Here is a 23,973-nt window from a genome sequence, read left to right as displayed (position 1 = left end):
CTTTTTCTCCTATTCTGGGATTTGTTGGGTGATACAGTGAATATTGCCACCACCTAAGAGAATATCTCTGGCTGGAATTCCTACGACCTTACGGTCTGGGAAACACTTGCTGAGGATATCTAGGGCCACTTGGTCATTGACATCCTCAAACTGGGGAACCAAGACAGACTTGTTGGCAATATAGAAATTGACATAGGAAGCTGCAAGACGTTCACCTGCATAACGCTCCTCTTCCCCTTCTTCATAGGTATAGCCTGGCAAATCTTCTTTAGTGACAACCTGACGAATAGCTGGGATTGGCAATTTATGAATGGTGAAGTGACGACCTTTTGCATCTGTTTCTTTTTCTAAAAGCTCAAGGTCAGCTACTGACATGGCATATTGGGGATCATTTTGATCATCTGTCCAAGCCAAGACAAGCTCTGCAGGACCGACAAAGGCTGCAACATTGTCAACGTGTTCATTGGTTTCGTCCTGATAAATACCATAAGGAAGCCAGACAACTTTTTCAGCGCCAAGGCTCTCTAATAAGGTGTTTTCAATTTGCTCTTTAGACAGGTGGGGATTGCGTCCAGGACTGAGTAAGCAACTTTCAGTCACAAGAATGGTTCCTTGACCATCGCTGTGTATCGCTCCTCCTTCCAGTACAAAAGGTTTGGCATCGTAAACAGGAATTTCCAAGGCCTCAGCAAGGCGACTGGCTACTTGGTCATCCTCTTCATAATCTTGATAAAGACCATCCACAGCGCCACCCCATGCATTAAAAGACCAATCGACTGCCAACTTTTCTCTTTTTTCATTGACGAGAATGGTCGGACCCGTATCACGGGCCCAGGCATCATTGGTAGGAATATCTAGATAAACGACCTTGTCTCCGAGATAGGATTGGGCTTCAGATTGATAGTCCTGCTCCACCAAGAGATAAACGGTTTCCCCTTCGGCTATGGTATTGATGATTTGGCTAAATGCTTTTTTTGCAGCCTTACCTTGGAAGGGCCATGAACCTGGTCGAGTCGGCCAGATCATGAGGGTACCATGATGAGGTTCATACTCTGCTGGCATACGATAGCCTAATTTCTTTGGACTGTCCATCATGATAATCTCCCTTTAAAATCTTGATAGCCAAAGGCTTTGACTAAGCTGCAGTCACCCTGCTCGTCCATAAGATAGAGACTTGGCAAGCCAATACCGTTAAAGGTATTATTTTTGACAAAGGAGTAGATTGCCATGTCTTCAAAGTAAAGTCTATCACCGATTTGGACTGGATTTTCAAAACTATAATCACCAATCACATCACCCGTCAGACAGGTATTGGAAGAAAGTCTATAGGTATGGGCTTTTTCCTGCGGTTCAAAGCCATTTCTCAAAGGTGGACGATAGGGCATCTCAAGTACATCAGGCATATGGCAGGTCGCGGACGCATCTAAAACCAAGATATCCATACCGTTTTCTACAATATCCAATACTTCAGTTGCTAGATAACCTGCATTAAGCGCAATGGCTTCACCCGGCTCGATATAGACTTCAAGATTGTAAGTATCTCTGATACGCTTAATTTCAGAAATCAGCAAATTAATATCGTAGTCTTCTCTCGTTATGTGGTGTCCGCCACCCATATTGAGCCATTTAACTTGATGCAAATAGGGTCCAAACTGAGCTTCTACTGCTTTCAAAGTTGTCTCTAAATCATCTGCCCCCTGCTCACAAAGGGTATGAAAATGAAGCCCATCCACTAAGTCCAGCAAATCACTCGGTATCTTGTCTGAAGTCACTCCAAAACGGGATCCAGGTGCACAAGGATCGTAGAGCGCGTGATCACCTTGGGTAGAACATTGAGGGTTGAGGCGCAAACCGACACTGATACCAGCCTCTCGACAACGAGCACCATGTTTACGCAACTGTCTCTCCGAGTTGAAGACGATATGGTCCGTTATCTCCAGCAATTCCTCCAAGTCTGCATCCTTGAAAGCAGGTGCAAATACATGGACTTCCCCCGGAAACTCTTCTCTAGCTAACTTAGCTTCATAGAGTCCACTAGCCGTTGTACCAGATAGATACTGGCTAATCATGGGGTAGGTTTTGTAGAGAGAATAAGCCTTCTGGGCCAGTAAAACCTTGCAACTGGCTTCTTCCTGAACTTGCTGTAAAATACGGCAGTTGGCTTCTAATTTGGCTAAGTCAATGACATAGGCTGGTGTGGGTACTTGTTCTAACTTCATTAGTCCACCATTTGCGGATTTTCAACCACAACCCAAGGTAATCCATACTCATTCAAAGCTTCCATGAATGGATCTGGATCCAACTCTTCAAGGTTGTAAACTCCAGGTTGTTTCCAAGTGCCATCCATCACTAATTTTGTCCCAATCATAGCTGGAACGCCTGTTGTGTAAGAAATAGCTTGTGAACCAACTTCTGCGTAACATTCCTGATGGTCGCAAACATTGTAGATGTAGATGGTCTTTTCAACACCGTCTTTGACACCTGTAAAGATACAGCCGATATTGGTTTTACCAACAGTGCGCGGGCCAAGGCTGGCTGGATCAGGAAGCAAGGCTTTCAAGAATTGAATCGGCACAATGTCTTGTCCATTAAAGTTAATAGCATCTGTACGAAGGAGACCAACGTTTTCCAAGCATTTCATATGCGTTAGATAAGATTGACCAAAAGTCATAAAGAAACGAATGCGTTTGACACCGGGAATGTTCTTGGCCAATGATTCAATTTCTTCATGGTGAAGGAGATACATGTCTTTTTGTCCAACCTGAGGGAAATCATACTCACGCTTGATTGACATGGCTTCGACTTCGACCCATTTTCCATCTTCCCAGTAAGAACCTGGCGCAGAAACCTCGCGGAGATTGATTTCTGGGTTAAAGTTTGTCGCAAATGGATAACCGTGGTCACCACCATTACAGTCTAGAATGTCGATATAGTGGATTTCATCAAAATAGTGTTTGAGGGCATATGCTGAAAAGACGCTGGTTACACCTGGGTCAAAGCCAGATCCAAGCAGAGCAGTCAAGCCTGCTTCTTTAAATTTTTCCTGATAAGCCCACTGCCATGAGTAGTCAAAGTAAGCTGTAAAACCAAGTTCCTTGCAGCGTTTTTCATAGATAGCGCGCCACTCAGGATCTTCTGTATCCTCTGCCTCGTAGTTGGCTGTGTCAATATAGTGGACACCTGTTGCCAAACAAGCATCCATAATAGTTAAGTCTTGGTATGGTAAAGCTACGTTCAAAACGGCTTCTGGCTTGTAGCTTTCAATCAAGGCAATGACTTCTTCGACATTATCAGCATCAAGAGCAGCTGTCTCAATCTTTGTACTTGTTTTACCTTCCAGTTTAGCCTTCAAGTCATCACATTTTGACTTGGTACGGCTAGCAATCATAATCTCTGTAAAGGTTTCGTTATCTTGGCAAATCTTTGAAATAGCAACTTGGGCAACGCCCCCACATCCAATAACTAATAAACGACTCATTTTTTTCTTTCCTCTTCTTCTAAAATGTCTTCTACATACTTGGGCAGCATAAAGGCCCCCACGTGTAAGTTTGCAGTATAGTATTCCGTGAAAAGCTGGCGTTTTTTCCAGCCTTCCTTGTCAAAATCTTTAACAGGGTGGTATTTTTTCGATGCAAATCCAAACAACCAATAGCCAGCTGGACTGGTTGGGATGTGCGCCTGATAGACCCGGCTGATTGGAAAGGCTTGATTGACCTTGCGGTGCATGCTTCGGCAAGCAGACTCATCTTCGTCAAAGAAAGGACTACCATGCTGGTAAATCATGATGCCGTCTTCTTTGAGAGCTCTATAGCTATTACCGTAAAATTCCTTGGTAAAGAGCCCTTCCGTATGTCCAAATGGATCTGTCGCATCGTTGATGATAATATCGTAATCATCCTCGCAGTTCCGTAAAAAGCGTAGACCATTTTGGTAGTAAATGGTAACACGAGGATCATCTAGCCCTGCAGCAAAGTCTGGGAAATACTCACGACAAACCTCTACCAACATTTCATCAGGTTCTACAATATCGATTTGCTCCAGTTCAGGATAGAGGGTTAATACTTGGGCAACACCGCCGTCGCCACCCCCAATAACCAATACTTTCTTAGGATTAGGATGGACAGCCATGGGTACGTGGACGGTCATTTCGTTGTAGACAAAATCATCCGCATCTGAGAATAAGACATGTCCATTTAAAATCAGTATTTTCCCAAAAGCTGGTGTATCCAAGACTTCGATATCCTGCCATTCACTTTTTCCAGCATAGAGTTGCTTGGCAGTTCTCAAGGACAATTTCACATCTGGAGTATGAACTTCAGAAAACCATAAATCCATCTAGTTCTCCTTTCTTTTAATGACGTTGATGTGATTGACTTCTGGATCTTCCGTCCCTTGGAGGGAGCAACCACGTTCTTTGGCAAATAGGATATAATCCACAATGTCTCGTGTAATGCGTTCACCTGGTGCTAGGATTGGAATCCCTGGAGGATAGCACATGACAAATTCTCCACAGACCTGTCCAACAGACTCATCCAAGGTCAAACTTCTTCTCTCTGAATAAAAGGCTTCCTGAGGAGACAGGACTAACTCGGGCTGGATATATTCACCAGCAATCAAGTCCTTCCCATCTCTCGAGTAGAGCCTCTTGATGTCAGCCAAAGCACCGACTAAGCGCTCGATGTCTTGGATGCGGTCACCGATTGAAATATAAGCCAAGATATTCCCAATATCCCCAAACTCGATCTGAATGTCGTATTCATCTCGCAAGAGATCATAAACCTCTATCCCTGTTAAGCCAATACCCTGAGTATAAACGGACAGCTTGGTCACGTCAAAATCACAGACCGACACACCGTCTATGAGCTCTTTTGAGTAGGCATAGTAACCACCGATAGCATTGATCTCACGACGAGCGTACTCGGAGAGCTCAATGACTTTCTCAAACGACTCTTTTCCACGAAGGGCTAAGTTGCGACGAGAAATATCCAAACTAGACATAAGTAGGTAAGAGGCAGATGTAGACTGGGTCAGGTTGATAATCTGACGAACATACTCAGGGTTCATCTGCTCCCCGATAAGTAAAATGGAGCTTTGGGTCAAACTCCCACCAGACTTATGCATAGAGACCGCCGCCATATCAGCTCCAGCGTCCATAGCTGACAATGGCAATTTGTCTGTAAAATGCAAATGCGCTCCATGGGCTTCATCCACTAAAACCAGCATGCCCGCTTTATGAGCCATCTCTGTTAATCCCTTAAGGTCTGAACAAATCCCATAATAGGTTGGATTGTTAATTAGGATAGCCTTGGCATCTGGATGCTCCTTAATTGCCTGCGCAACACGGTCATTTTCAAGACCTAAAGCAATGCCGATTTTAGGATCCACACTCATCTCGATATAGATGGGAATGGCACCACATAGAACCAACGCATTGATAGCAGATTTATGGACATTTCGCGGCAGAATAATCTTATCTCCAGCCTTGCAGGTGGAAAGAATCATAGTTTGAACAGATGAAGTTGTCCCCCCAATCATGAGAAAGGCATGGGCTGCACCAAAAGCATCCGCAGCTAATTCCTCCGCATCCCGAATAATCGAAATGGGGTGACCAAGATTATCCAATGGTTTCATCGAATTAACATCAATACCAACACATTTTTCCCCTAACAGTTCGACCAGTTCTGGATTTCCCCGCCCTCGCTTGTGACCTGGCACATCAAAGGGGACAATTCTTTTCTTGCGTAGCTTGACCAAGGCCTCATAAATTGGGGCTTGGTTTTGATCTAACTTCTTCAAGACATACTCCTTTACCATATTTTTAGCACCTCAAAAAGATAAAGGCGACTAAAGGTTGACTTATGAAAAAAGAGCAGGTCTTCACCTGCTCTGCAATCTTCTGACGTGTGTATTTTGGTTTCTGTTGAGTATGTCTGTTCCTGATGTTTCCTAACTCTCTAGTAGCAAATATTACGTACTTTATTGATCGTTTCACAAGATGACGTGTGCTTTCACCACACTAAAAATTTATGAATTAGGACAAACGTCCTAACATCAACTTATAAAAGTAGGCTTTTAACCCTATCAATAATGTGGCTTTTTAACCACGCTTCGGCATTCAACCCTGCCTGTCCGTAGGCATTTTTTACTCGGGTTTATATTTGCTAGAAAACATCATCTCATTTTCTAAGCCTTATAACTATACCATGTTTATAAGAGCTTGTAAAGGATTTTGTGAAACTTTTTTAAAGAATTTTGTTTTTTGTTCGTCAAATTCTGTTGAACTATAAAAAGAAATTGTTTTAAATCGTCATTTGCATAGGAAAAAAGAAACTACAACCATTAGCTGCTTCAATAATCTTAAAGTATAACTTGATATTGAAAATCAGTTCTTTTCATCAGATTTCATAAATATTTTCAGCTAGGAAGTGGGAATCAACTGCTCCAATTCTACTTCTGAAAGCTGTCCTTGATTGTAAAGTTTTCTAAGTAAGTCCTCATCTACGGTAATTGAATAGTAATCCGTCACAAACTCATGAAATTTCTCAAAACTATCAAAGAAATAGGATAACAACCATTCGCCACCATCCTGCTCTTGGTAGGTATTTTGATGCTCTTGACCGTCATACCAGATAAAGAAAGTTGTTTCATCTTTTTGCTCTTCTGAGTAAAGGTTTTGATACTTTTCATCCAGTCCTTTATAAAATCCGTCTATGATGTCTTGATTCCACTCATCCGCAGCAAATTGACTCAAACTACTTTCATGATCAAAGCCCTTTATAAGGATCATTTTATCAGTCAAAATCACATCTAGAGAATCACCAGAACCGTTGTTGATAAGGTAACGGATCCCATAGCTTTCCTCAGTCTTAACGATCAATCGAAGCCAGGTCTTATTTGGATCTGTTCGATACTCATCAATGACAAGCAAGGCATCTAAACGCGTCTTTGCATTTTCCCATTCAATTTTTCCCATCTCTTTAATCCTCCATCTTAAAGTTTAAAATTTATTATGCTTACAAATTCTATAACCAATTTCTATCTATCCCGTCCGACTACACGGTGGAATATTTCATCCACCAGACAAATCATCAGGTGTTTGATTTTCTAGATGTACATTCATCACGCACCTGACTAGCAGTTTGTAAAAGTAGTTAACAAATAGTCACTAAGACATTCCCCTTGAGAGTTAAGATTTTCTTATAAAAGTCCTTCATTTTTACAAAGCAGGTTCGAATGTCATCCTTGATTTCTTCCTCTTCATCAAGATAATCCCAAATATCGGGATACAAATCTGCCTTCTTGCATGCTTCCATGCTAAAGTTAGCTAGAGCCTTATCCATGTCAAAATTCTCTAAAGCTTGGACAATCTCAGTTATCTTTGAGTGTTCAGTATAGGCTATATACTCCGATACATTTTCTAAAGGAGTCACTCCCAAGACAGCTTCTCTCAAGGGATCGTCATCCATAAATTCTGAACTACTAAAACCTGTCATAACAAAGAGTAAGGCATCCCACATTTTGTCAATATCTATCAACGTATCATTTCCCTCAGGATAATCCTCTACCAAGTCAAGCAAATCCTCTTCCTGACAAGAATACCGCTTTATTTGGCTTAATTCATTGTCAGATAGATATTGATAATTAGCAATCATTCCCATAATGTTTCCTCCTATTGGTCCCCTTTCTTGAAAAAGGCAAGAAATCTACTGTTTTTGGACACTCCTCCTTATTTCTCCTTCTCATCTTCTGTCACTTCCCAGACTTCTGACTGATAACCCTCACCATCTATATCATAGCGCTGCATATAGCCTAAAAATTTTTCCTTTTTATTTGCCTTACCAGGCTTGAGAATGTTTACAGCCCAGAATCCGATAAGAATGACAACTAAAAGTGCTACTACTGTCTCCATACTACTTCTCCCTTGCCTAGCTTAATATCCTTCAATCCACTTTTCATTGTCCATAATGAAAGGCTTAGCTAGTCCATCACCTGTGTAATCCGCATATTTAGTGGATAGATACTTGTAACAATCTTCCTTGCTCGCAAACTTAATAGCTTGATAAGGCTCTTCAAAAGTCAGTTTCTCTACAAATAAGAAACCATCATCAGCTGGCACTAAAACACCAACGTGCCCGACAAAAAGATACTCCCCATCCAAATTATCATGCAACACAACAGACAACATTCGAGCTTTATCATTGAATTGAAACTGGGAAAAGAATTTCTCCATCTTCTGCGCGTGAACTTTTACATCCATCGTTGCTTCCGTCGCTACCCTAGAAAATAGAATATCAAACTCTTCCTTATCTTTCGCATCAAATACTTTTCCCTTATCGATAGCATCGTTATCCACAAAAAGTAGCTGATCATTCTTTTCAAGCTTTGGAATTGTGACCGAATTTTTCAAGAGCGCATAGCTATTGATGCGGCAGTTGGTCCCGACAAAGTCACCCTTTTTTTGATTCCAGAGATTGCTGATTTTCTCTACGTCGTATTCTGTCTTCGTAAAGGAGGCAAAATCCCCACTTAAGCCAGTAGAACCGACAGTCGCATTATAGTCTGTGACAAGATTGAAAAATGCATCAACACTATTTGGGTCCAAGTGAGCTGATAAGAGAGATTTGACCTCTTCGGTACTGACCTGATTGTTCAGATTGGTATATGAAGCCGTCCAAGGAACTTTATCCGAACTGGTCTGTGTCTGGTTTGCAGCTTCAGTGCTCGTATTATTTTGGTTACAAGCAGCCAAACCAAGAAATAAGGGCAAACACAGTCCCAAGGCTACTACTTTTCTCGATCGTTTCATGAAATTTCCTTTCTAAAGCACAAGTCTCTATTTTTCTTTAAACACTCTTCACTAATCCCTCATCCGGTAATCCGTGACTTAGCTTTATTATACTACATAAGTCAAAAAAAGACTGCACGAATCACCTATTCATAACAGTCTTTTTGAGTACGATTTTTATCGGATTATAAAACCTTTAGGCAATACCACCAGTTGCTGGTCCAATTCTTGGTAATGACTGGCTAGCGCTACAGAATCACGGTTTACAAGATAGTTTTCAGTTGATTGGTTAAAAATAGCTTGGATTTTTTGTCCATCATAATCCCATGCCAGAGATACCACATCTGACTTGATTTCTTGCAGACTATAGCTTCCATGTTGGATAATGCTTGAAACATCCTTGCGAAACTGAATCAATTTCTTCATGAAATGAAGCATGTCATTACTGTCTGAAACACGTTCCCAAGGCATGACACGACGACAATCTGGATCTGGTCCTCCATCTAATTCTAACTCAGTCCCATAGTAGAAACACGGTGTTCCCCTTTGCAAAAAGAGGCAGGCAAGGGCAGACTTAACAAGCTGGATATCTCCTTTGGCCGTTGCCAAAATGCGCTCCGTATCATGCGAATCCAAGAGATTGAACATCACTTCCGAAATCTGCTGTCTATAGTACATAGACTGGCTATTGATCTCATCGATAAATTGATGGGACTTCTTAACCCCACGTAAGAAATAATCCTTGATACTGTCAGAGAGAGGATAATTCATAACTGCGTGAAATTCATCGCCATTTAGCCAAGGCTGTGAAGTGTGCCAGACCTCTCCAAGAATATAAAGGTCAGGCTTTTTAGCCAAGACAGCCTTATGGAAATCTCTCCAAAATTGATGGTCTACTTCATTTGCTACATCCAGGCGCCATGCATCGATATCAAACTCTTCAATCCAGTAGGTCGCAACGCTTAGCAAATAGTCCCTCACTTGAGGATTGGCCGTATTGAGCTTAGGCATATAGCTGGCAAAGGCAAAGGTATGATAAGGGAGCTTTCTTGGATTCCTCAGCTTATCCTTGGTTACTGGGAATTCTTGAACATGGAACCAGTCTTTGTAAACAGAATCTTCACCATGCTTGAGGACATCTTGCCACTGTGGAGACTGATCCCCGATATGATTGAAAACAGCATCCAGCATGATTTTCATGCCTCTCTGATGGGCCTCCTCCACCAGTTTACGAAAGGTTTCCTTGTCTCCAAAATGATGGTCAATTTTAAAATAATCCGTTGTATTGTACTTGTGATTGCTTGGGGATTCAAAAATCGGACAGAGATAAAGTCCTGTAATCCCCAAATCTTGCAAGTAATCCAGATAGTCAATAATACCTTGTAAATCACCACCAAAGAAATCGCTCGTCTTTGGTTTGATAGAGGAATCCCAATCTAGGGCCCCTTCTGGAGAAATCTCAGGATTGCCTTTAGCAAAGCGTTCTGGGAAAATCTGGTACCATACCGTCCCTGCTACCCAGTCAGGAACATGGCAAGCATCAATCACATGGATATAAGGGATTTTAAATCCATTTCCTTCGTAATGAAGATTTTCTAGCGTGTTTTCAACACATCCCTTATCACCATACAGAATACTCTGACCTTGCTTATCCTTGAGTTCAAAGAGATACTGGAGTCGGGCATAGCCAACTGAAATCTCCACTTGCCAATAATCAAACAAAGCATCGGAAGTTACTTTACTCATCTCCTTACTATCTTCATAACGGTCCTCTATAAAGATAAAAGGATCACCATAATGTAAGTTGATGCTTTCAATATCATCTTTCTTGGTCCGGATGCGAATGTGCATTGTCTTGTCTTTATAAAGATAAGCATACTCCGACTCTGATCTGTGGTAAATGGCTGTTAATTCCATTGTTCTGTCTCCTAGTTTACTTTTATTCATCTTGCTGCGCAAACGTTTTCATAATTGTGATTCTAGTATACTACTTTCGTATTTTATTTGCAAGGCTTGTCCGCAGTTTCGAGTGGTTTGATTTTGAGAATATAAAAAAGCAGCCAGTCTTACAACTTGCTACTTTTCAAATGATGATTTACAACTATCTTTCCAACCATTCTATCTTTTTAAAATCCTTATTGTTATTGTGTTCATTTCGATAGGAATCTTGGGAAGAAGCCTTGTAAATACTTAAATACTGTTCTAAACTTGGAACGCGAAAAGTGATGTCCTCGAGATGAATCAGCTCTATATCCGATTCCGAAACTCCTGCAAAATTAGGTAAAGAATCAATACTTCCAAACTCAACACTCAGACCATCTTTTTGGAATTCATGCTCATGAATATCTATTAAGGCATAGCCTAAGTGTTTCATCACTTTCATTATCTTGTCCCAGTCATAAATTCTAAGATGATCAGGTGCTTCCCAACCTCTAGGGTCACCAGGCACATGAATGTCAATGTCAGATGGCTGCCATTCTTCATTTGAACGGTATTCAAAACCCAAAGACCCCATGAGCGTCGGAGTGATTCCGACTTGGTTTAAATGAGAACAAATTGTTCGAAATTCATCAAATAGAGAATTCATTCCTCCTCCAATCGTTGATATAGAACTTAATTTCGCAGTGAAGAATAAACTATTTTTTATCTTCTACTCTTTCGGTTTTGAAAATACTTCTACTCGCTGAGCTAGGACTTTGATTTCAACAGGTAGGTTATCTGATTTATCGCCGTCAACATCTGACTCCAATTCACTATCTGAAGAGATCTTAATATTACGCGCTCTGATATACTCAATATTATCATTACCGACAACATCTCCTTTTAGTAAGTCAGGAATGACGGATAATTTTGAGAATATAGAAGCATCTTTTAGAATCAAAATATTGGCATAGCCATCTTTGTCTTCTTCAAAGATTTTCTTATCAGCGAAGTAATTTGTCAAGAGAACCAAAACATGACTAGCTTCACCAACATAATTTCCATTTTCAGTCTCAACCTTAATGTTAAAGACCTGATCCGTCATCACGGACTTCATGGTATTTACAGCATAGGCTAAAATACCGAATTTTGTCTTGTCCTCGATTTCAACATTGTGAATCGCCTCAGGCAGAGAACCGATACTAAAAATATAACCAAAATAGTTATCATTTGCTTTACCGATATCAATCTTGTTGGTTAAGTTAAAATCGAGTTCATCAATCGCACCATCGATGTCTTGATTGATTTCCAAAAGTTTCGTAATGAGGTTACCCGTCCCACCAGGGATAATCCCTAACTTAGGAATGAAGTCTCTCTCAGCAATACCTGAAATAACTTCATTGACAGTCCCATCTCCACCAAAACACACCACTGCATCATACTGCTCACGAGACGCTTCCTCAGCAAAATGTGTTGCATCCAGTGCTTTTTCGGTAATTTTTGTTTCCACCTGCTCAAAATAATCCTTGGCCTTATTCTCCAGCTTGACCTTATAATCCAAAGCCTTTTCCCCACCAGAGGTAGGGTTGATAATTAACATTACTTTTTTCATTAATAGTACTCCTTAATTTTTAAATAGAAATGTTAGTGTAACTACATCAGTCATTACATATAATGCTATTATATAATGAAAACTCAGAAAAGGGAACTTTGACGTACCGGAGATTAATATAATTTTATTCTATTTTCCCATCACCTTTAAGGATTCATCCAAATCAGAATAAGTTTTATCCTTTATCCAATAAGGAATACCATAAGCTGCCTCTGCCACCAAGTGAGATGGCGTTTCTACTTACAATAGTCTTTTATTTTATCAGCATATTCAGTCAAAAGATTTTTTGAATAAATTTTTTCATTACTTGAATTTCTAACTTCTTTCCAAAGAATAGAAGCTATTTTTAACTTGTTTGAGTAGTTACGACTATTTTCGTCTGCACAGAAATCCTTAAAAAATTGATTCCATTGACACACCGAATGGTCATACTTGGCATAATCTGAATCTCCATAATAAACTTTTAGCATATCTTGGATTGTAAAACTCAAATCATTTTCTCTTTTTGCCTTTCTCCAGGCTGTAGCCATATCAGCAGTAAATTTAAAGGGCGAAACACTTGTTAAAGTTGAAAAATATTCTCTAAAGTGTGCATTAAAGGAGAATCCACATTCAAGTAAAGGCGTATCTAAAGTAACGACTTCTACTTGTTTCTTCTTGCTTTTTATTGATGATTTTTTAATCAAATTCCCCTTAAAGTACTGCTCAATGATATCATTGAGTTCCTGTTTTGTACCTCTATATTCAAGTCCTAATGACTTGCATATCTGTGAAAGTTCATCACGATACCAGTAGTATTTATTAAACTCATCAAAGGATGAGATTTTATCAAACTCAGGTCTGCTCTCTATCAATATAACACCTCCTTAAAGCCAATTTAGGTTGTCATCTCAAAATAATGGAGTTTTAGTTCCTTTATTTTGAGGATTAGCTACGTTTCGCTAACAAACTCACACTCTCAGCGGTTCGGACTTACCGTATCATCCGTGAAAAAATAATCCTCACAAAATACTTCGTTTTGATATTGTTCCATTCGTAAACTGAACCTACAATGTCTCCAATAATTGCCCTAGCATAAGATTTGCCACCTTCTAAGTTTTTATAATCTACTCTCAGCTTCTCTAGTATTCTTTTTTCTCCATAATTAAAATAGATATTTTTATAGCAACTCCTATGGTAATAATACTGACAAAAACCATTCCAATAAAAATCATTAATCTCGAATTCTTTAAGAAAAACTCTACAACATTAGTCAGTAAATCTGATTTTGCTTTAAAAAAACTAGACAGAGCAAATACTGTAAAGTATGTTATAACCATGATTAGCCTACCTTTTTCAGCACCGTACTTAAGGATAAACGGAAGTTGAATAGCTGATATCAAAATACTTGCAACTAATGTAATTAGTGAGATAAATATGATGCTGTCTATTAACATCTCTTTTTTTATTACCAATTGAACAAATAAACAAACTGAACCTACTAATCCAAAAACAAACGCAAAAAACAATTTACTTAATACAAAGCTACTCTTTTTAATCGGCATTGAAAAGGCAAATTGTTCAAATTTCGATTTCGTATCATAACCAAAAGCGACTGCAGTTAAAATTAACGGTATCATTGTACAAATAAGCGGTATCATAAAAATTTCATTTTCATACACACCATACACAATGAGGGCAATACAGAGAGCAATTGTTAATAGTAGTGTTTTCTTTAAAGTAGCTATATCTTTTAATATCAATGCAGTCATTATCTTTTACCTCCTTTCACAAAATATATCATAATATCTTCGATAGACGGCTTTTGTAATCTGATTCCATCTGGAACAAGATTTCTTTTAACAAGCAACTCTTGTCCGAATGAGTGTATCCTTCTTCCAATTATGGCTTCCTCATCAAGATTTTTAACTTCTTCATTAGATAAAGTACAGATACCATAGTTTTCTTTGAGTTCATCCTTTGGTTCAACAAAAAGAACTTTACCATCATTGATAAAAGCAATATAATCCGCCACTTTCTCTAAATCTGATAGGATATGTGACGATATTAAAATTGTATGATTCTCATCTTGAATAAAGTCAAGAAGAAAATCTAAAATTTCCTCCCTTACAATCGGATCCAATCCACTCGTAGCTTCATCCAAAATGAGAATTTCTGCTTTATGAGATAAAGCTACTGCCATCGATAATTTCATTCTCATTCCACGAGAATAACTTTTAATAGCCTGTTTTTCAGATAAATTAAATTTTTTTATTAATTGATAGAAAAATTCTCTGTCCCATTTTGAATATACCCTTGAACAAAATTTTTCCAAATCAACAAGTGTCATTTCTTCCGGCACTAATAAATCATCAAACACTACTCCGATTTTATCTTTCAATTCAAGACTATTAGGATTATCATAATCTAAAATTTTAATTTCTCCTGAATCTTTCTTAAGTAATCCTAACAATAATTTTATGGTTGTACTTTTACCAGCACCGTTTTGGCCAATATATCCGACAATAGAGCCTTTAGGAATAGCAAAATCTATCGGACCTAATGTAAAGTCATCAAACTTTTTAACCAAGTTTTTGATTTCAATAGCAAAATCACTCATATTTTCCCTCCATATAACTACTAAACATCTCTACCAACTCATCATTGGTTACACCTGCAATAGCTGAAAGCTCAAGAATATCTTGCATCTTTGATTCGATTCGTTTCAAATATTCTTCTCGAATAAGCTCTTTATTTTGAGCTGCAACAAAATTACCTTTACCTTGAACTGAATTAATGAAACCATCAAGTTCCAGTTCATCAAAAGCTCTTTTAGCAGTTATCATACTCACTCGAAGTTCTTTAGCTAAGAATCTGATTGATGGCAATTGCTCGCCAACCTTTAATTCTCCCGAAATAATCTGAGCCTTTATTTGATTTTTTATCTGTAAATAAATCGGATTATCACTTGAATTATCAATTTGTATATTCACCCTCCATATCCTCCTAACTATCCATCTGTTTTACCTGTTTATATTATACCATAACAGTTATATTAGTTCAATATTTAACAATCTGTATGAGCCATATTATCGTTTAAATTGATTACTTTTCAATTTCAATTTTTAATATAACAAAAAGCCTTACAATCAAGGCTTTTCTTAATCACTTTCATTCACAGGTTTATACGTTTTTACCATCAACAGCACAGGCCATGACCGTATCATCCGTGAAAAAACAATCCTCACAAAATAAAGAAAAATCCTTCGTTTTGATATTGTTCCATTCGTAAACTAAACCTACAATATCTCCAATAATTGCTCCTAGCATCCGTTTCCTCCTTATGGCATATCAGATTCGTTACACATTTCTAATGAGTCACTCTTTAAAAATGGCACCACCAAATCAATCCACTCATAAGGTAGGTAAGCTGATAAATAGCCGTGGTTATAGCCCTTTGCTTCATAGAAAATTGTATTTGAATGTAGCTGATGAAATAATTTCGCTGATTCTTTCACACAGTTCAATTCTTTTTCACCATAGATATACAGAACCTGAGCCTTGCTAGCAGAAATCATATCTTTCAGCTTGTAACATCCCATATAGTTTTTGTAAATGGTCACCAATGTTTTGATAGGCGTCCTTGGCAAATCCTCCAAATAATAAGCTTTTATTTCCTCTGGATAAGCCAGTTTAGGATAGAGTTTGTTCATCATGCTTAACTGAAGTTTGCAAGAGAATTTATTGAACATCAGTTTACCAAATAGAGACACTAGAAAGATGCTGATTTTAGCTAACCTTGGTTGAGGAATACAGAGGCTTCCATCTATGATGGCCTTCTCAGCAATTTCACTGTCTAAAGACAAAAGCTCTATGGCAATTTGACCACCAAGTGAAACACCACCGATTGCAAATAATTTCCCACCACAGTTTGCTTTGATATAGTCTAGAATCTCCAAAGCAGAATCTTCAGTAGAAACATAATCAAGTTGATATTCCTCGCCGTGGCCATTCAAAGTGGGTAGAATAATACGGTATTCTTCTGACAAGATTCGTGCTTGACGAAGATAATTCCACCAAGAACTGCCACCACCATGTATCAGTAAAATAGGAGGCAAATTCTTATCACCAAATTCATGGAATTTCATGTTTAAACTCCTTACTGTAGGACTTTCACTAGCTACACCCATGTTTAATCAGCTCGTACAAGCAGTGATGTCTCATCAAATAGAATAGTCTCTAACATTGATTATCTAGAATGACCACACCTTACTTTCAATAATGGATATCCTGATCTAAATTTTAAAATGTTGTTTCCTTACTAATTCTATTACTCGCCAATATAGTATAAATCAAATAACCAATAAAAATGATAATAAAAATAAGATTAATTTTTAACACAAAATAGAGATTTAACAAATTTGCGAATGCATGAAATAATACACAGTATCCCACAGATTTCGTTTGACGGTAAAGAAGCCCTAAAACAAAACTTAAAAATAATGTATATATAAAAAATAAAATAAAAGGAAATCCTTGATGACTTTCTCCAACTATAAACCATAAAGGCAGATGCCATATTCCCCAAATTGATCCTACAATCAAATTAGATTGCCAATAAGTATATTTTTTATCAAGTAATGGTTGTAATATTCCTCTCCATCCTAATTCTTCATGTCCACCACCAAAAAAAATTAGTTGTATAAAGAATAATGGCATCAGATAAATTGATACTCCGTTTAATTCTAAGGAAGATACAGAAAATAGTATCAAAATTGCTAACATATGATAAATGAAATAAATACTACTATTTTCTATCTTATTAAATAAAAAATGTTTAAATTTTATATTATTACTTTTTAAATAAAAGCCACTTGCAATAGCTGGTCCAAGTGCACCAACTATATGTAATATTCTTCCTATAAATGTCTCTAATCCCAAAATATAAGATTGTGTAAATATGGCAAGAAGCCCCCAAGATATATAAGTAATTCCAAATGTAAAACAAAGATAATTTTTTAAATTCCTTTTATCAATTTCTGTCATTTTTTTCTTCCTAATCTTGATTGTTTTATGAATAATATTTTTACTGCTTCTTAGTTGTTATCGATTATAACTACCTATATTCTATCATAAAAATACAAAAAAGCCTTACAATCAAGGCTTTTCACTATTCATTTCGTCAATACTTTAGTTTCGTAGATTCAGATTCGCATGATTAAAACTAGTCAATTTTTTCTATGATATTTCCAAGTTTATCCAATACAAGACAGGAATGATCATTTAGTGGAATTATGGGAACACTAACGAGTTCTTCTGCTCTATCCTTATTAGCTTTATCATTCCAGGAATCATAATGGACACTAATTAAAAACTGACTAAAGAGTCCTAATCCATTTTTTATCTTTATCTGATGATCTGAATTATCATTAGGTGAGACATAGACTTTTTCTCCTAATAATAGGGCTCCTGCAGAAAACCCTATAACTTTTGCCCCTTTATTAAGCATATGATCGATATAATTTTTGAACTCCTGATTGACATAAGCAGCTATATATTTTTCCGTATTTCCTCCACCGATGATGATTAGATCAGCATCTAAATAGCTATCAAAATCAATCTGCTCAGTGTCCAAAAGTAAGTAATCAGTGTTTAGATTAGGAAATTGACTTTGGAAAACTTCCGTGTACTTTTTCATATAGGGTTGCCAATTATCTCGAAAAACTGTAAAAATAACAATTCTTTCAATCTTGCTTGATAATACAATTTTATCAACAATGCTATATTTCGTTATTGGGGGATTCCCACCCATCAAAAAAATTTGTTCTTTCAAGTTAACACACTTTCTAAAGAGACATAAAATTTAAACAAGTTTATTCACGTTTCTAAATTATAATTTCTTCTTAAAGTGAATAATTCTATTTGCCTCCTGAAATCCAATATTGAGATGAAATCTTATAGAATCCGTATTCGTTAAAGTACAGTCACTTGCAAATTCCTTACATCCTTTATTTTTCGCCCATTCCTCACATTTTGTACAGAGATTTTTAGCAATATTCTTTAAACGATATTCCTCGTCGACAATAATCCCTTCTAAGAATCCAACAGGACTATATTTACAACCTTCAACATAATCAAATCTAAGTGAACATAGTGCTAGACCTACAATTGTATCACCTTCAACTTCAGTAAAGATTGCAGTATTTTTGCCATTCGTATATTTTTTTACTTCATCAAAAGCTTCTTTATCGGTCAATTGGGGCCATAATTGTTTTATTAGTTTAGCCGTTTTTATAGAATCTTTTGTTATTCCATCCATATTGATGTTCCTCCGCAAATTACAAGCAAATGTTTCGAATCACGCTGTTACTTTGTTACTCATTGATTGATACCAATACCATCCCCTTCTACTTTTCGACTATCTCAGATCGGACGAGCAGAGCTACACACTCAGCGGTTCGGACTTACTGTATCATTTCGTCGGTTTCCCTCCTCATTCTACGAGTCCTATCCCATGGGCGGAGCATCTACTTCTACTTCGCTGATGCCTCAGCTCGTACAAGAAGTGATACCGCCTCAACATGTGCTGAGAGCTTTCTTCTATACTAATAGACGAAAGGGTGTGAAAATGATTTTTAAATGATACTGTGGAACGGAACAGTAGCCCTAGTATTGACTACTGTCGTTTCTATTCATATTGGCTATTCTAGGACTGAGATGAAAAAATCTATAAATGCTCAGAATAAAATTGAACCCGCAAATCTCCCCAAAACAATGGTGAGTCATGTACTTGTATTATTCCGAAAAAATACACCTCTGGTGCAGTGAGACAAATTGGTGTATCTTATAGTGGCTTCGTAGATGAAAGCTATACTCTACTATCACTCTTTGATGATGTAGAACAAATTGAAAAAGATAATAGACTTCAGACAGCTATTGATGTTGTCAGAGAACAGTTTGGTTTTTTAGCCATACAAAAAGGAACCGTCCTAACTGAAGGTTCCAGAAATATTGAACGCAGTAAACTTATCGGTGGTCATTCCGCGGGTGGATTGGAGGGATTAAAATGAAACAAGAAAAAAATACAGTACAATTTTCAGAAATCCGTAGCAAAGGATGTAATGATATTGAAATGCTTGAAAGATTTTTACATGGAATCGTTGAAACAGCAACTTCAAAACTTCGTCAGAGAAAACTCAAAACAACTGAAATATCGATACGACTAGTACATGCTAAATCTGAAAACCGATTACCATTGGAATTTACATTTAGCATTAAGCCAACAAGCTCATCTGTGATAATCTATACTGAGGTAATCAATCGCTTTAAAGAATGTTACACAGGTGGGGGAATTCAAGGTTTTACGATTCAATTTGATAAAAATACCCTTGCCTCTGCATAGAAAGGATTTGATATGATTGACCGTTCATATTTACCATTTCAATCAGCAAGAGAGTACCAGGATACAAAGATGCAAAAATGGATGGGCTTTTTCCTATCTGAACATGCATCAGCACTCTCTGATGATACAAACAAAGTAACGTACATGTCTGACTTATCACTAGAGAAGAAATTATTACTCCTCAGTCAAGTATACGCCGGGCAGCTACGCACACGCATTCAAGTGATTGAAAAAAACAAGCGTGTTTCCTACACTGGAACAATACCAAGTCTGACCAAAGATTTCATTTTGATAAAAACTACAACAGGTCACATCAATTTGAAATTAAAAGACATTATTAGTATTGAACTTGTCGAGGAGGTGCTCTATGAATCAGCTTGAGTTTCAGCGTAATCACCTACAAATGGACTATTATAGCGAGAGCTACCAAGATTTTGAACGTGACTTCTACCGCTACTCTAACATGAATATTCCATTGACCTTCCTAACTGATGATATCCTAAAAACAATGGCGACTTCACGTAAGAATTACTTTGTCCTCAATAAGGAAAAGTCCAGAGATAACCGCGATCACTTCTTCATATTTGAAGTAAGTACCGTAGATGAGAATCCGCTAATCTATCATTATACATATAAGAAAACTACAATATATTTAGCAGAAAAATAGGAGCAGTTCAATTGACTGTTCCTATTTTTATTATTCATAAAATCTAAAGTCTTTATACTCTTTAACAATGGAGTCGCCAACCAGAACAGACTATACTGACCAGCGACTACCTTAAATTTAATGTTTCAGATTTATTTTCTTATCTCTAATTTCATAAACTACATCTGCTACATTTTCGAGTAATCGTTTATCGTGGGTGATAAACACGATAGTTCCGGTGTACTCCTTCATTAGTATTTCCAAAGCCTCTAAACTTGGTATGTCAAGGAAGTTACTGGGTTCATCCATTATTAGGATGTTATATCTACCCATGAGCATTTTAGCAAGCAACAATTTTATAATTTCTCCACCGCTTAAAACAGATAAACTTTTTCCAATATCGTTCTGTTTGAACCCCATAGATGCTAGCACTGAACGAATTTCTGATATATTGTAGTCACAATCCTTCTGCATAAACTCCATAACATTCTGATTACTGTTGTACTTGTAACCATTCTGTGCAAAGTAACCTATTTTTGCCTTAGGCGAAATAGAAATTCCTTCTTCATGGTTTAAGATCATTTGGATTAAAGTTGTTTTTCCGATTCCATTACCACCAGTTAACGCCACTTTTGCTCCTAACGGAATTTGAAAAGATGCATTTTCAAACAGAGCCTTATCCCCAAATACTTTATTAATTTCTGCACCGACTATAGGGTATGGATTATGGAGCTCCAATGCTTTACTTTGCCTGAAACGAATTCTGCGAATGCCTTCCGGAGCTTCTACTTTTCCTAAGGCCGCAATCCTGTGCTCTAGGGTTTTAGCAGCATTATACATCTTTTTTTCCTTACTTCCTATTGATTTTTGATGAGCTAAACGCCCTCCGTCTTCAGTACTTTTTTTCTTTGAAGAACCTTTTGCCTTCTGTTCTATTTTACGAGCCTGTTTTCGCTTTTCCTCCGCAGCCCTTTCCAATCGGGCACGTTCCGCAATAAATTGTTCGTATTCTGCAGCTTGGCTCTTACGTTCTTCCTCTTTCTGACGAAGATAATCAGAATAGTTTCCCCAATACTCAGTGATTTTGCCATCTTTCAGTTCCCATATTTTATCTACTATTTCATCAAGAAAATAGCGGTCATGGCTAATAACTAACAGTGCACCTGTAAAATATTTTAGCTGTCCTATTAGAAAATCAATTCCTTCACGGTCTAAATGGCTCGTAGGTTCATCCGCTAAAATACCATGAACCTGTGCCGATAAGGCCTGTGCTATTTTAAGCCTTGTTTCTTCACCACCGCTCATAGTCTGTATATTTAATTGCTCAACACCTAGCTTGCCTACAAGTGCAAAATCTTTTTCCTCCTGCAGAGTTACTTCGTCCAACTGGGGAATATAGGCAAGTTCACCCAGACGATTCATTTTACATCCTGGGGGAGTTAATTCTCCTAAAAGTACCCTGAGTAAAGTGCTTTTTCCAGCACCATTTGCTCCTACTAAACCAATACGGTCATAATCATATACTTCTAATTCATTTATATCTAAAACATCGCGTCCTTTGAATTCCACACGAATGTCTTTTGCTTTTAATATTAATTCCATAACATTTCCTCCTGTCTATAATCGCATGCTTTCATTTGCTTGTATGCAGGGAAAACCCTGCGATTTTAGCAGGAAGAGTTACATGAAAATAAGATACATAAATATTCCTCCAATATTGTTTATTTTAAATCTAATTTTCTAACCTCAGTTATCATTTGGCAAACTATAGCAATGCCAATAATTAAAATACCTGATAGTAAAAACCAATGATTTACACCGATTTTATCAGCAAAGAATCCAGAAAGAATTAACCCAATTGGCATAGCAAGTGACATGATACTTCCGATCAAAGAAAATACACGTCCTAAATATTCAGGCTTAATTTTCTCCTGAAAAAGAGCTGTTTGCACACCGCTATAAAATGGCACCGAAAGCCCCATTATTGCACAGCAAACTACGAATATTACAAATCCATTTGGAGGAAGTATTCCCGAAACGGCTAAACTGGTCCCCATTATAAAAAATGAACTTGTTATTAGTAATACATGCTTTTCGAAGCCCCCTAATCTTCCTAATAATAAGCCTCCTGCTAGCATCCCAAATGCAAAGGAAATTTCCGTAATAGAAATATGCACAGGCGTTCCATTAAAGTGTTCCATGCTTATTAAAGGAAATAGTGCATTGATTGGCATATAAACAAAAGTATATAGTGTTCCTAAGAGTAATAAGGCAAACAATCCTTTGTTTTGTCTCAGAACCACAACTCCTTCTTTCATCTCCCTTATGAAATTTGGTTCTAAACTTTGCACTTGATTACCCAGCTTAGGTATACGTACAATTGCTACCGTAATAGATGCAATCACAGCACCCAATACGTCGATGGCAATAATAGCATTTAAATCCCAAACGGAGTATAAGAGTGCTGCAACTGCCGGACTAACAATATAGCTTATAGACTGCAAAGACTGACTATAGCCTGCGCATTTCGTTAGCTGTTCTTCTGGTACTAAAAGTGGTGTAACCGCATTGAGTGCTGGGGTATGAAAAGCTGTTCCAATGCTACGGATAAACAATACTATCATAATCATCCAGACAGGTAGCTCCATACAGAATGCAACAATAGCAAGCACTGCACCAGCTGCTGCGATAATTAAATCGGCACCAATCATTATCTTCTTCCTATCATGACGATCCACTAGCACACCAATGGCAGGTCCCAAAATCGCATAGGGTAAAAAACCTACTAATGAAGCCATAGACAAGACCATCGCAGATCCTGTTTTTTCTGTAAGGTAAAAAATAATCGCCATTTGCAGGATGGCACTAGTGATTAATGATACTGCTTGCCCTGCCCATATTGCATAAAATTTTCGTTTCCAATTGTTGTATTTTTCCATTTATATTATCTCCTGCATATTATTTTGCTTGAATTTCTATTTTGAATAGCATTCTAGGCAATAAAAAATGCAGGCCAAACCCCACAATGTGGCTTTTGGTCTGCATACATACAATTTGGAAACATTCATATTAAAGACATAGTTAAATAAAGGTATAGTTAAATAACCAATATCCTCACCGTAACTAATGAATGCTCAATATCGTATAAATAAGCACAACAAAAAAGCCTATCATCGGGTATAGATTCTGCTTTTTTTATTGCCAGCTTATCTTAAACGCATTGAGGCTGTCATAGTTTCGGTTCCTCCTACATCTTTGTTTATATCAATTTATAGTATAACACAACAAGATGATATGTTCAATATAAAAGTTATGGAATGAGACTCATACTTCCAATTCGATGCCAGATTTAAAGGATATGACGAAGTTTTCTTCATAGACTGTAACGCTCTGGATTATCTTCCTTAGTAGCAAGCGATTAGCTTTCACAAAATCTTCTGTTTGTAGTTTTAAAAATTCATCAGGATTTTCTAACTCAACCTCAAAATATTTCATTTTACATTCCCTCATTTCATTTATTGATAAATTGAGTTTGCAAAAAAGAGTGGACAATTTTTGTCTACTCTTAACCTTTAAAATAGTTTTTTTTAATCGATTTGAAGTTGCCTAAATTATTACTTATTCGGTAA

General features: G+C 37.5%; 27 protein-coding genes and 2 pseudogenes. 4 read left to right on the top strand and 25 right to left on the bottom strand.

Going from position 1 to position 23,973, the window contains the following annotated elements; genetic code table 11:
* Nucleotides 1-9: 9 nt before the first annotated feature.
* The 22 genes and pseudogenes from aguA to aac(6') form a co-directional block, all read right to left on the bottom strand.
* Nucleotides 10-1,095 (bottom strand): agmatine deiminase, encoded by a 1,086-nt coding sequence (aguA, locus tag D8863_RS02465; RefSeq protein WP_125440968.1) that lies wholly within the window; start codon nucleotides 1,093-1,095, stop codon nucleotides 10-12.
* Complete coding sequence (gene nspC, locus D8863_RS02460) at nucleotides 1,092-2,219, bottom strand: carboxynorspermidine decarboxylase (protein ID WP_125440967.1); 1,128 nt, start codon at nucleotides 2,217-2,219, stop codon at nucleotides 1,092-1,094. Before nspC ends, aguA begins: the two co-directional genes overlap by 4 nt.
* A complete protein-coding gene (locus D8863_RS02455; RefSeq protein ID WP_125440966.1) occupies nucleotides 2,219-3,478 on the bottom strand; it encodes a saccharopine dehydrogenase family protein in 1,260 nt (419 codons plus the stop codon). Before D8863_RS02455 ends, nspC begins: the two co-directional genes overlap by 1 nt.
* Nucleotides 3,475-4,335, bottom strand: a complete 861-nt coding sequence (gene speE, locus D8863_RS02450; RefSeq protein ID WP_000366716.1) for a polyamine aminopropyltransferase — start codon at nucleotides 4,333-4,335, stop codon at nucleotides 3,475-3,477. The genes D8863_RS02455 and speE overlap by 4 nt, the downstream gene beginning before the upstream one ends.
* Entirely contained in the window at nucleotides 4,336-5,796 is a 1,461-nt protein-coding gene (locus tag D8863_RS02445) for an aminotransferase class I/II-fold pyridoxal phosphate-dependent enzyme (RefSeq protein ID WP_125440965.1), read from the bottom strand.
* 622 nt (nucleotides 5,797-6,418) lie between these two features.
* Complete coding sequence (locus tag D8863_RS02440) at nucleotides 6,419-6,973, bottom strand: hypothetical protein (protein WP_125440964.1); 555 nt, start codon at nucleotides 6,971-6,973, stop codon at nucleotides 6,419-6,421.
* A 178-nt stretch (nucleotides 6,974-7,151) separates the two neighbouring features.
* Nucleotides 7,152-7,658, bottom strand: coding sequence for a YfbM family protein (locus tag D8863_RS02435; protein ID WP_125440963.1), 507 nt, complete (start codon nucleotides 7,656-7,658; stop codon nucleotides 7,152-7,154).
* 68 nt (nucleotides 7,659-7,726) lie between these two features.
* Nucleotides 7,727-7,909 carry a hypothetical protein gene (locus D8863_RS02430; protein ID WP_125440962.1) on the bottom strand — a complete coding sequence of 61 codons (183 nt, stop codon included), beginning with the start codon at nucleotides 7,907-7,909 and terminating at the stop codon, nucleotides 7,727-7,729.
* Between the two features lie 21 nt (nucleotides 7,910-7,930).
* Nucleotides 7,931-8,806 (bottom strand): DUF4300 family protein, encoded by an 876-nt coding sequence (locus D8863_RS02425; RefSeq protein WP_125440961.1) that lies wholly within the window; start codon nucleotides 8,804-8,806, stop codon nucleotides 7,931-7,933.
* Nucleotides 8,807-8,962: 156 nt separating this feature from the next.
* Nucleotides 8,963-10,702, bottom strand: coding sequence for a glycoside hydrolase family 13 protein (locus tag D8863_RS02420; protein WP_125440960.1), 1,740 nt, complete (start codon nucleotides 10,700-10,702; stop codon nucleotides 8,963-8,965).
* A gap of 184 nt (nucleotides 10,703-10,886) precedes the next feature.
* Nucleotides 10,887-11,372, bottom strand: a complete 486-nt coding sequence (locus D8863_RS02415) for a nucleotidyltransferase domain-containing protein (protein ID WP_125440959.1) — start codon at nucleotides 11,370-11,372, stop codon at nucleotides 10,887-10,889.
* A gap of 63 nt (nucleotides 11,373-11,435) precedes the next feature.
* On the bottom strand, nucleotides 11,436-12,317 hold the full coding sequence (locus D8863_RS02410) for a diacylglycerol/lipid kinase family protein (RefSeq protein ID WP_125391760.1): 882 nt from the start codon (nucleotides 12,315-12,317) through the stop codon (nucleotides 11,436-11,438).
* A gap of 113 nt (nucleotides 12,318-12,430) precedes the next feature.
* Nucleotides 12,431-12,536 (bottom strand): annotated as a pseudogene (locus tag D8863_RS11185) (hydrolase); the annotation flags it as partial.
* Between the two features lie 17 nt (nucleotides 12,537-12,553).
* A complete protein-coding gene (locus tag D8863_RS02405; RefSeq protein ID WP_049505788.1) occupies nucleotides 12,554-13,171 on the bottom strand; it encodes an SAP domain-containing protein in 618 nt (205 codons plus the stop codon).
* 267 nt (nucleotides 13,172-13,438) lie between these two features.
* The gene (locus D8863_RS02400; protein WP_049518659.1) at nucleotides 13,439-14,068 is read right to left on the bottom strand and encodes an ABC-2 transporter permease; all 630 of its coding nucleotides are present in this window, start codon (nucleotides 14,066-14,068) and stop codon (nucleotides 13,439-13,441) included.
* The gene (locus tag D8863_RS02395; RefSeq protein ID WP_049518657.1) at nucleotides 14,068-14,916 is read right to left on the bottom strand and encodes an ABC transporter ATP-binding protein; all 849 of its coding nucleotides are present in this window, start codon (nucleotides 14,914-14,916) and stop codon (nucleotides 14,068-14,070) included. Before D8863_RS02395 ends, D8863_RS02400 begins: the two co-directional genes overlap by 1 nt.
* Nucleotides 14,909-15,289 (bottom strand): GntR family transcriptional regulator, encoded by a 381-nt coding sequence (locus D8863_RS02390; RefSeq protein WP_038805294.1) that lies wholly within the window; start codon nucleotides 15,287-15,289, stop codon nucleotides 14,909-14,911. Before D8863_RS02390 ends, D8863_RS02395 begins: the two co-directional genes overlap by 8 nt.
* A gap of 208 nt (nucleotides 15,290-15,497) precedes the next feature.
* A pseudogene (locus D8863_RS02385) lies at nucleotides 15,498-15,626 on the bottom strand (ADP-ribosylglycohydrolase family protein); the annotation flags it as partial.
* 11 nt (nucleotides 15,627-15,637) lie between these two features.
* Nucleotides 15,638-16,444 carry an alpha/beta hydrolase gene (locus D8863_RS02380; protein WP_125440958.1) on the bottom strand — a complete coding sequence of 269 codons (807 nt, stop codon included), beginning with the start codon at nucleotides 16,442-16,444 and terminating at the stop codon, nucleotides 15,638-15,640.
* A 154-nt stretch (nucleotides 16,445-16,598) separates the two neighbouring features.
* Nucleotides 16,599-17,342, bottom strand: a complete 744-nt coding sequence (locus tag D8863_RS02375; protein WP_049489667.1) for a CPBP family intramembrane glutamic endopeptidase — start codon at nucleotides 17,340-17,342, stop codon at nucleotides 16,599-16,601.
* A gap of 178 nt (nucleotides 17,343-17,520) precedes the next feature.
* Nucleotides 17,521-18,129, bottom strand: a complete 609-nt coding sequence (locus D8863_RS02370) for a Type 1 glutamine amidotransferase-like domain-containing protein (RefSeq protein ID WP_038806088.1) — start codon at nucleotides 18,127-18,129, stop codon at nucleotides 17,521-17,523.
* A 57-nt stretch (nucleotides 18,130-18,186) separates the two neighbouring features.
* Nucleotides 18,187-18,615: an aminoglycoside 6'-N-acetyltransferase gene (gene aac(6'), locus D8863_RS02365; protein ID WP_000348725.1), complete on the bottom strand. Its 429-nt coding sequence runs from the start codon at nucleotides 18,613-18,615 to the stop codon at nucleotides 18,187-18,189.
* 505 nt (nucleotides 18,616-19,120) lie between these two features.
* Here aac(6') and D8863_RS02350 point away from each other — a divergent pair.
* From D8863_RS02350 to D8863_RS02335, 4 genes are read left to right on the top strand one after another with little or no spacing between them, the layout of a single operon-like run.
* Nucleotides 19,121-19,366 carry a hypothetical protein gene (locus D8863_RS02350; protein ID WP_001813542.1) on the top strand — a complete coding sequence of 82 codons (246 nt, stop codon included), beginning with the start codon at nucleotides 19,121-19,123 and terminating at the stop codon, nucleotides 19,364-19,366.
* Entirely contained in the window at nucleotides 19,363-19,698 is a 336-nt protein-coding gene (locus D8863_RS02345) for a DinB/UmuC family translesion DNA polymerase (protein ID WP_000806926.1), read from the top strand. Before D8863_RS02350 ends, D8863_RS02345 begins: the two co-directional genes overlap by 4 nt.
* A 12-nt stretch (nucleotides 19,699-19,710) precedes the next feature.
* Nucleotides 19,711-20,079 (top strand): hypothetical protein, encoded by a 369-nt coding sequence (locus D8863_RS02340; RefSeq protein WP_000567222.1) that lies wholly within the window; start codon nucleotides 19,711-19,713, stop codon nucleotides 20,077-20,079.
* Entirely contained in the window at nucleotides 20,066-20,365 is a 300-nt protein-coding gene (locus D8863_RS02335) for a DUF5960 family protein (protein ID WP_001072467.1), read from the top strand. Before D8863_RS02340 ends, D8863_RS02335 begins: the two co-directional genes overlap by 14 nt.
* Nucleotides 20,366-20,482: 117 nt before the next feature.
* Here the strand turns inward: D8863_RS02335 and msr(D) are convergent, their stop codons facing one another.
* From msr(D) to D8863_RS02320, 3 genes are all read right to left on the bottom strand, one after another.
* Complete coding sequence (gene msr(D) / locus D8863_RS02330; protein WP_000420313.1) at nucleotides 20,483-21,946, bottom strand: ABC-F type ribosomal protection protein Msr(D); 1,464 nt, start codon at nucleotides 21,944-21,946, stop codon at nucleotides 20,483-20,485.
* A gap of 119 nt (nucleotides 21,947-22,065) precedes the next feature.
* Nucleotides 22,066-23,283 (bottom strand): macrolide efflux MFS transporter Mef(A), encoded by a 1,218-nt coding sequence (mef(A), locus tag D8863_RS02325; protein ID WP_000417519.1) that lies wholly within the window; start codon nucleotides 23,281-23,283, stop codon nucleotides 22,066-22,068.
* A 385-nt stretch (nucleotides 23,284-23,668) separates the two neighbouring features.
* Nucleotides 23,669-23,839 carry a hypothetical protein gene (locus D8863_RS02320; RefSeq protein WP_000873143.1) on the bottom strand — a complete coding sequence of 57 codons (171 nt, stop codon included), beginning with the start codon at nucleotides 23,837-23,839 and terminating at the stop codon, nucleotides 23,669-23,671.
* Between the last annotated feature and the right edge of the window lie 134 nt (nucleotides 23,840-23,973).

This window comes from Streptococcus oralis (assembly GCF_003943825.1).
GTDB classification, from domain to species: domain Bacteria; phylum Bacillota; class Bacilli; order Lactobacillales; family Streptococcaceae; genus Streptococcus; species Streptococcus oralis_CD.
The sequence above is the reverse complement of the archived record's forward strand: the minus strand, read 5'-3'. Positions and strand labels throughout refer to the sequence as shown.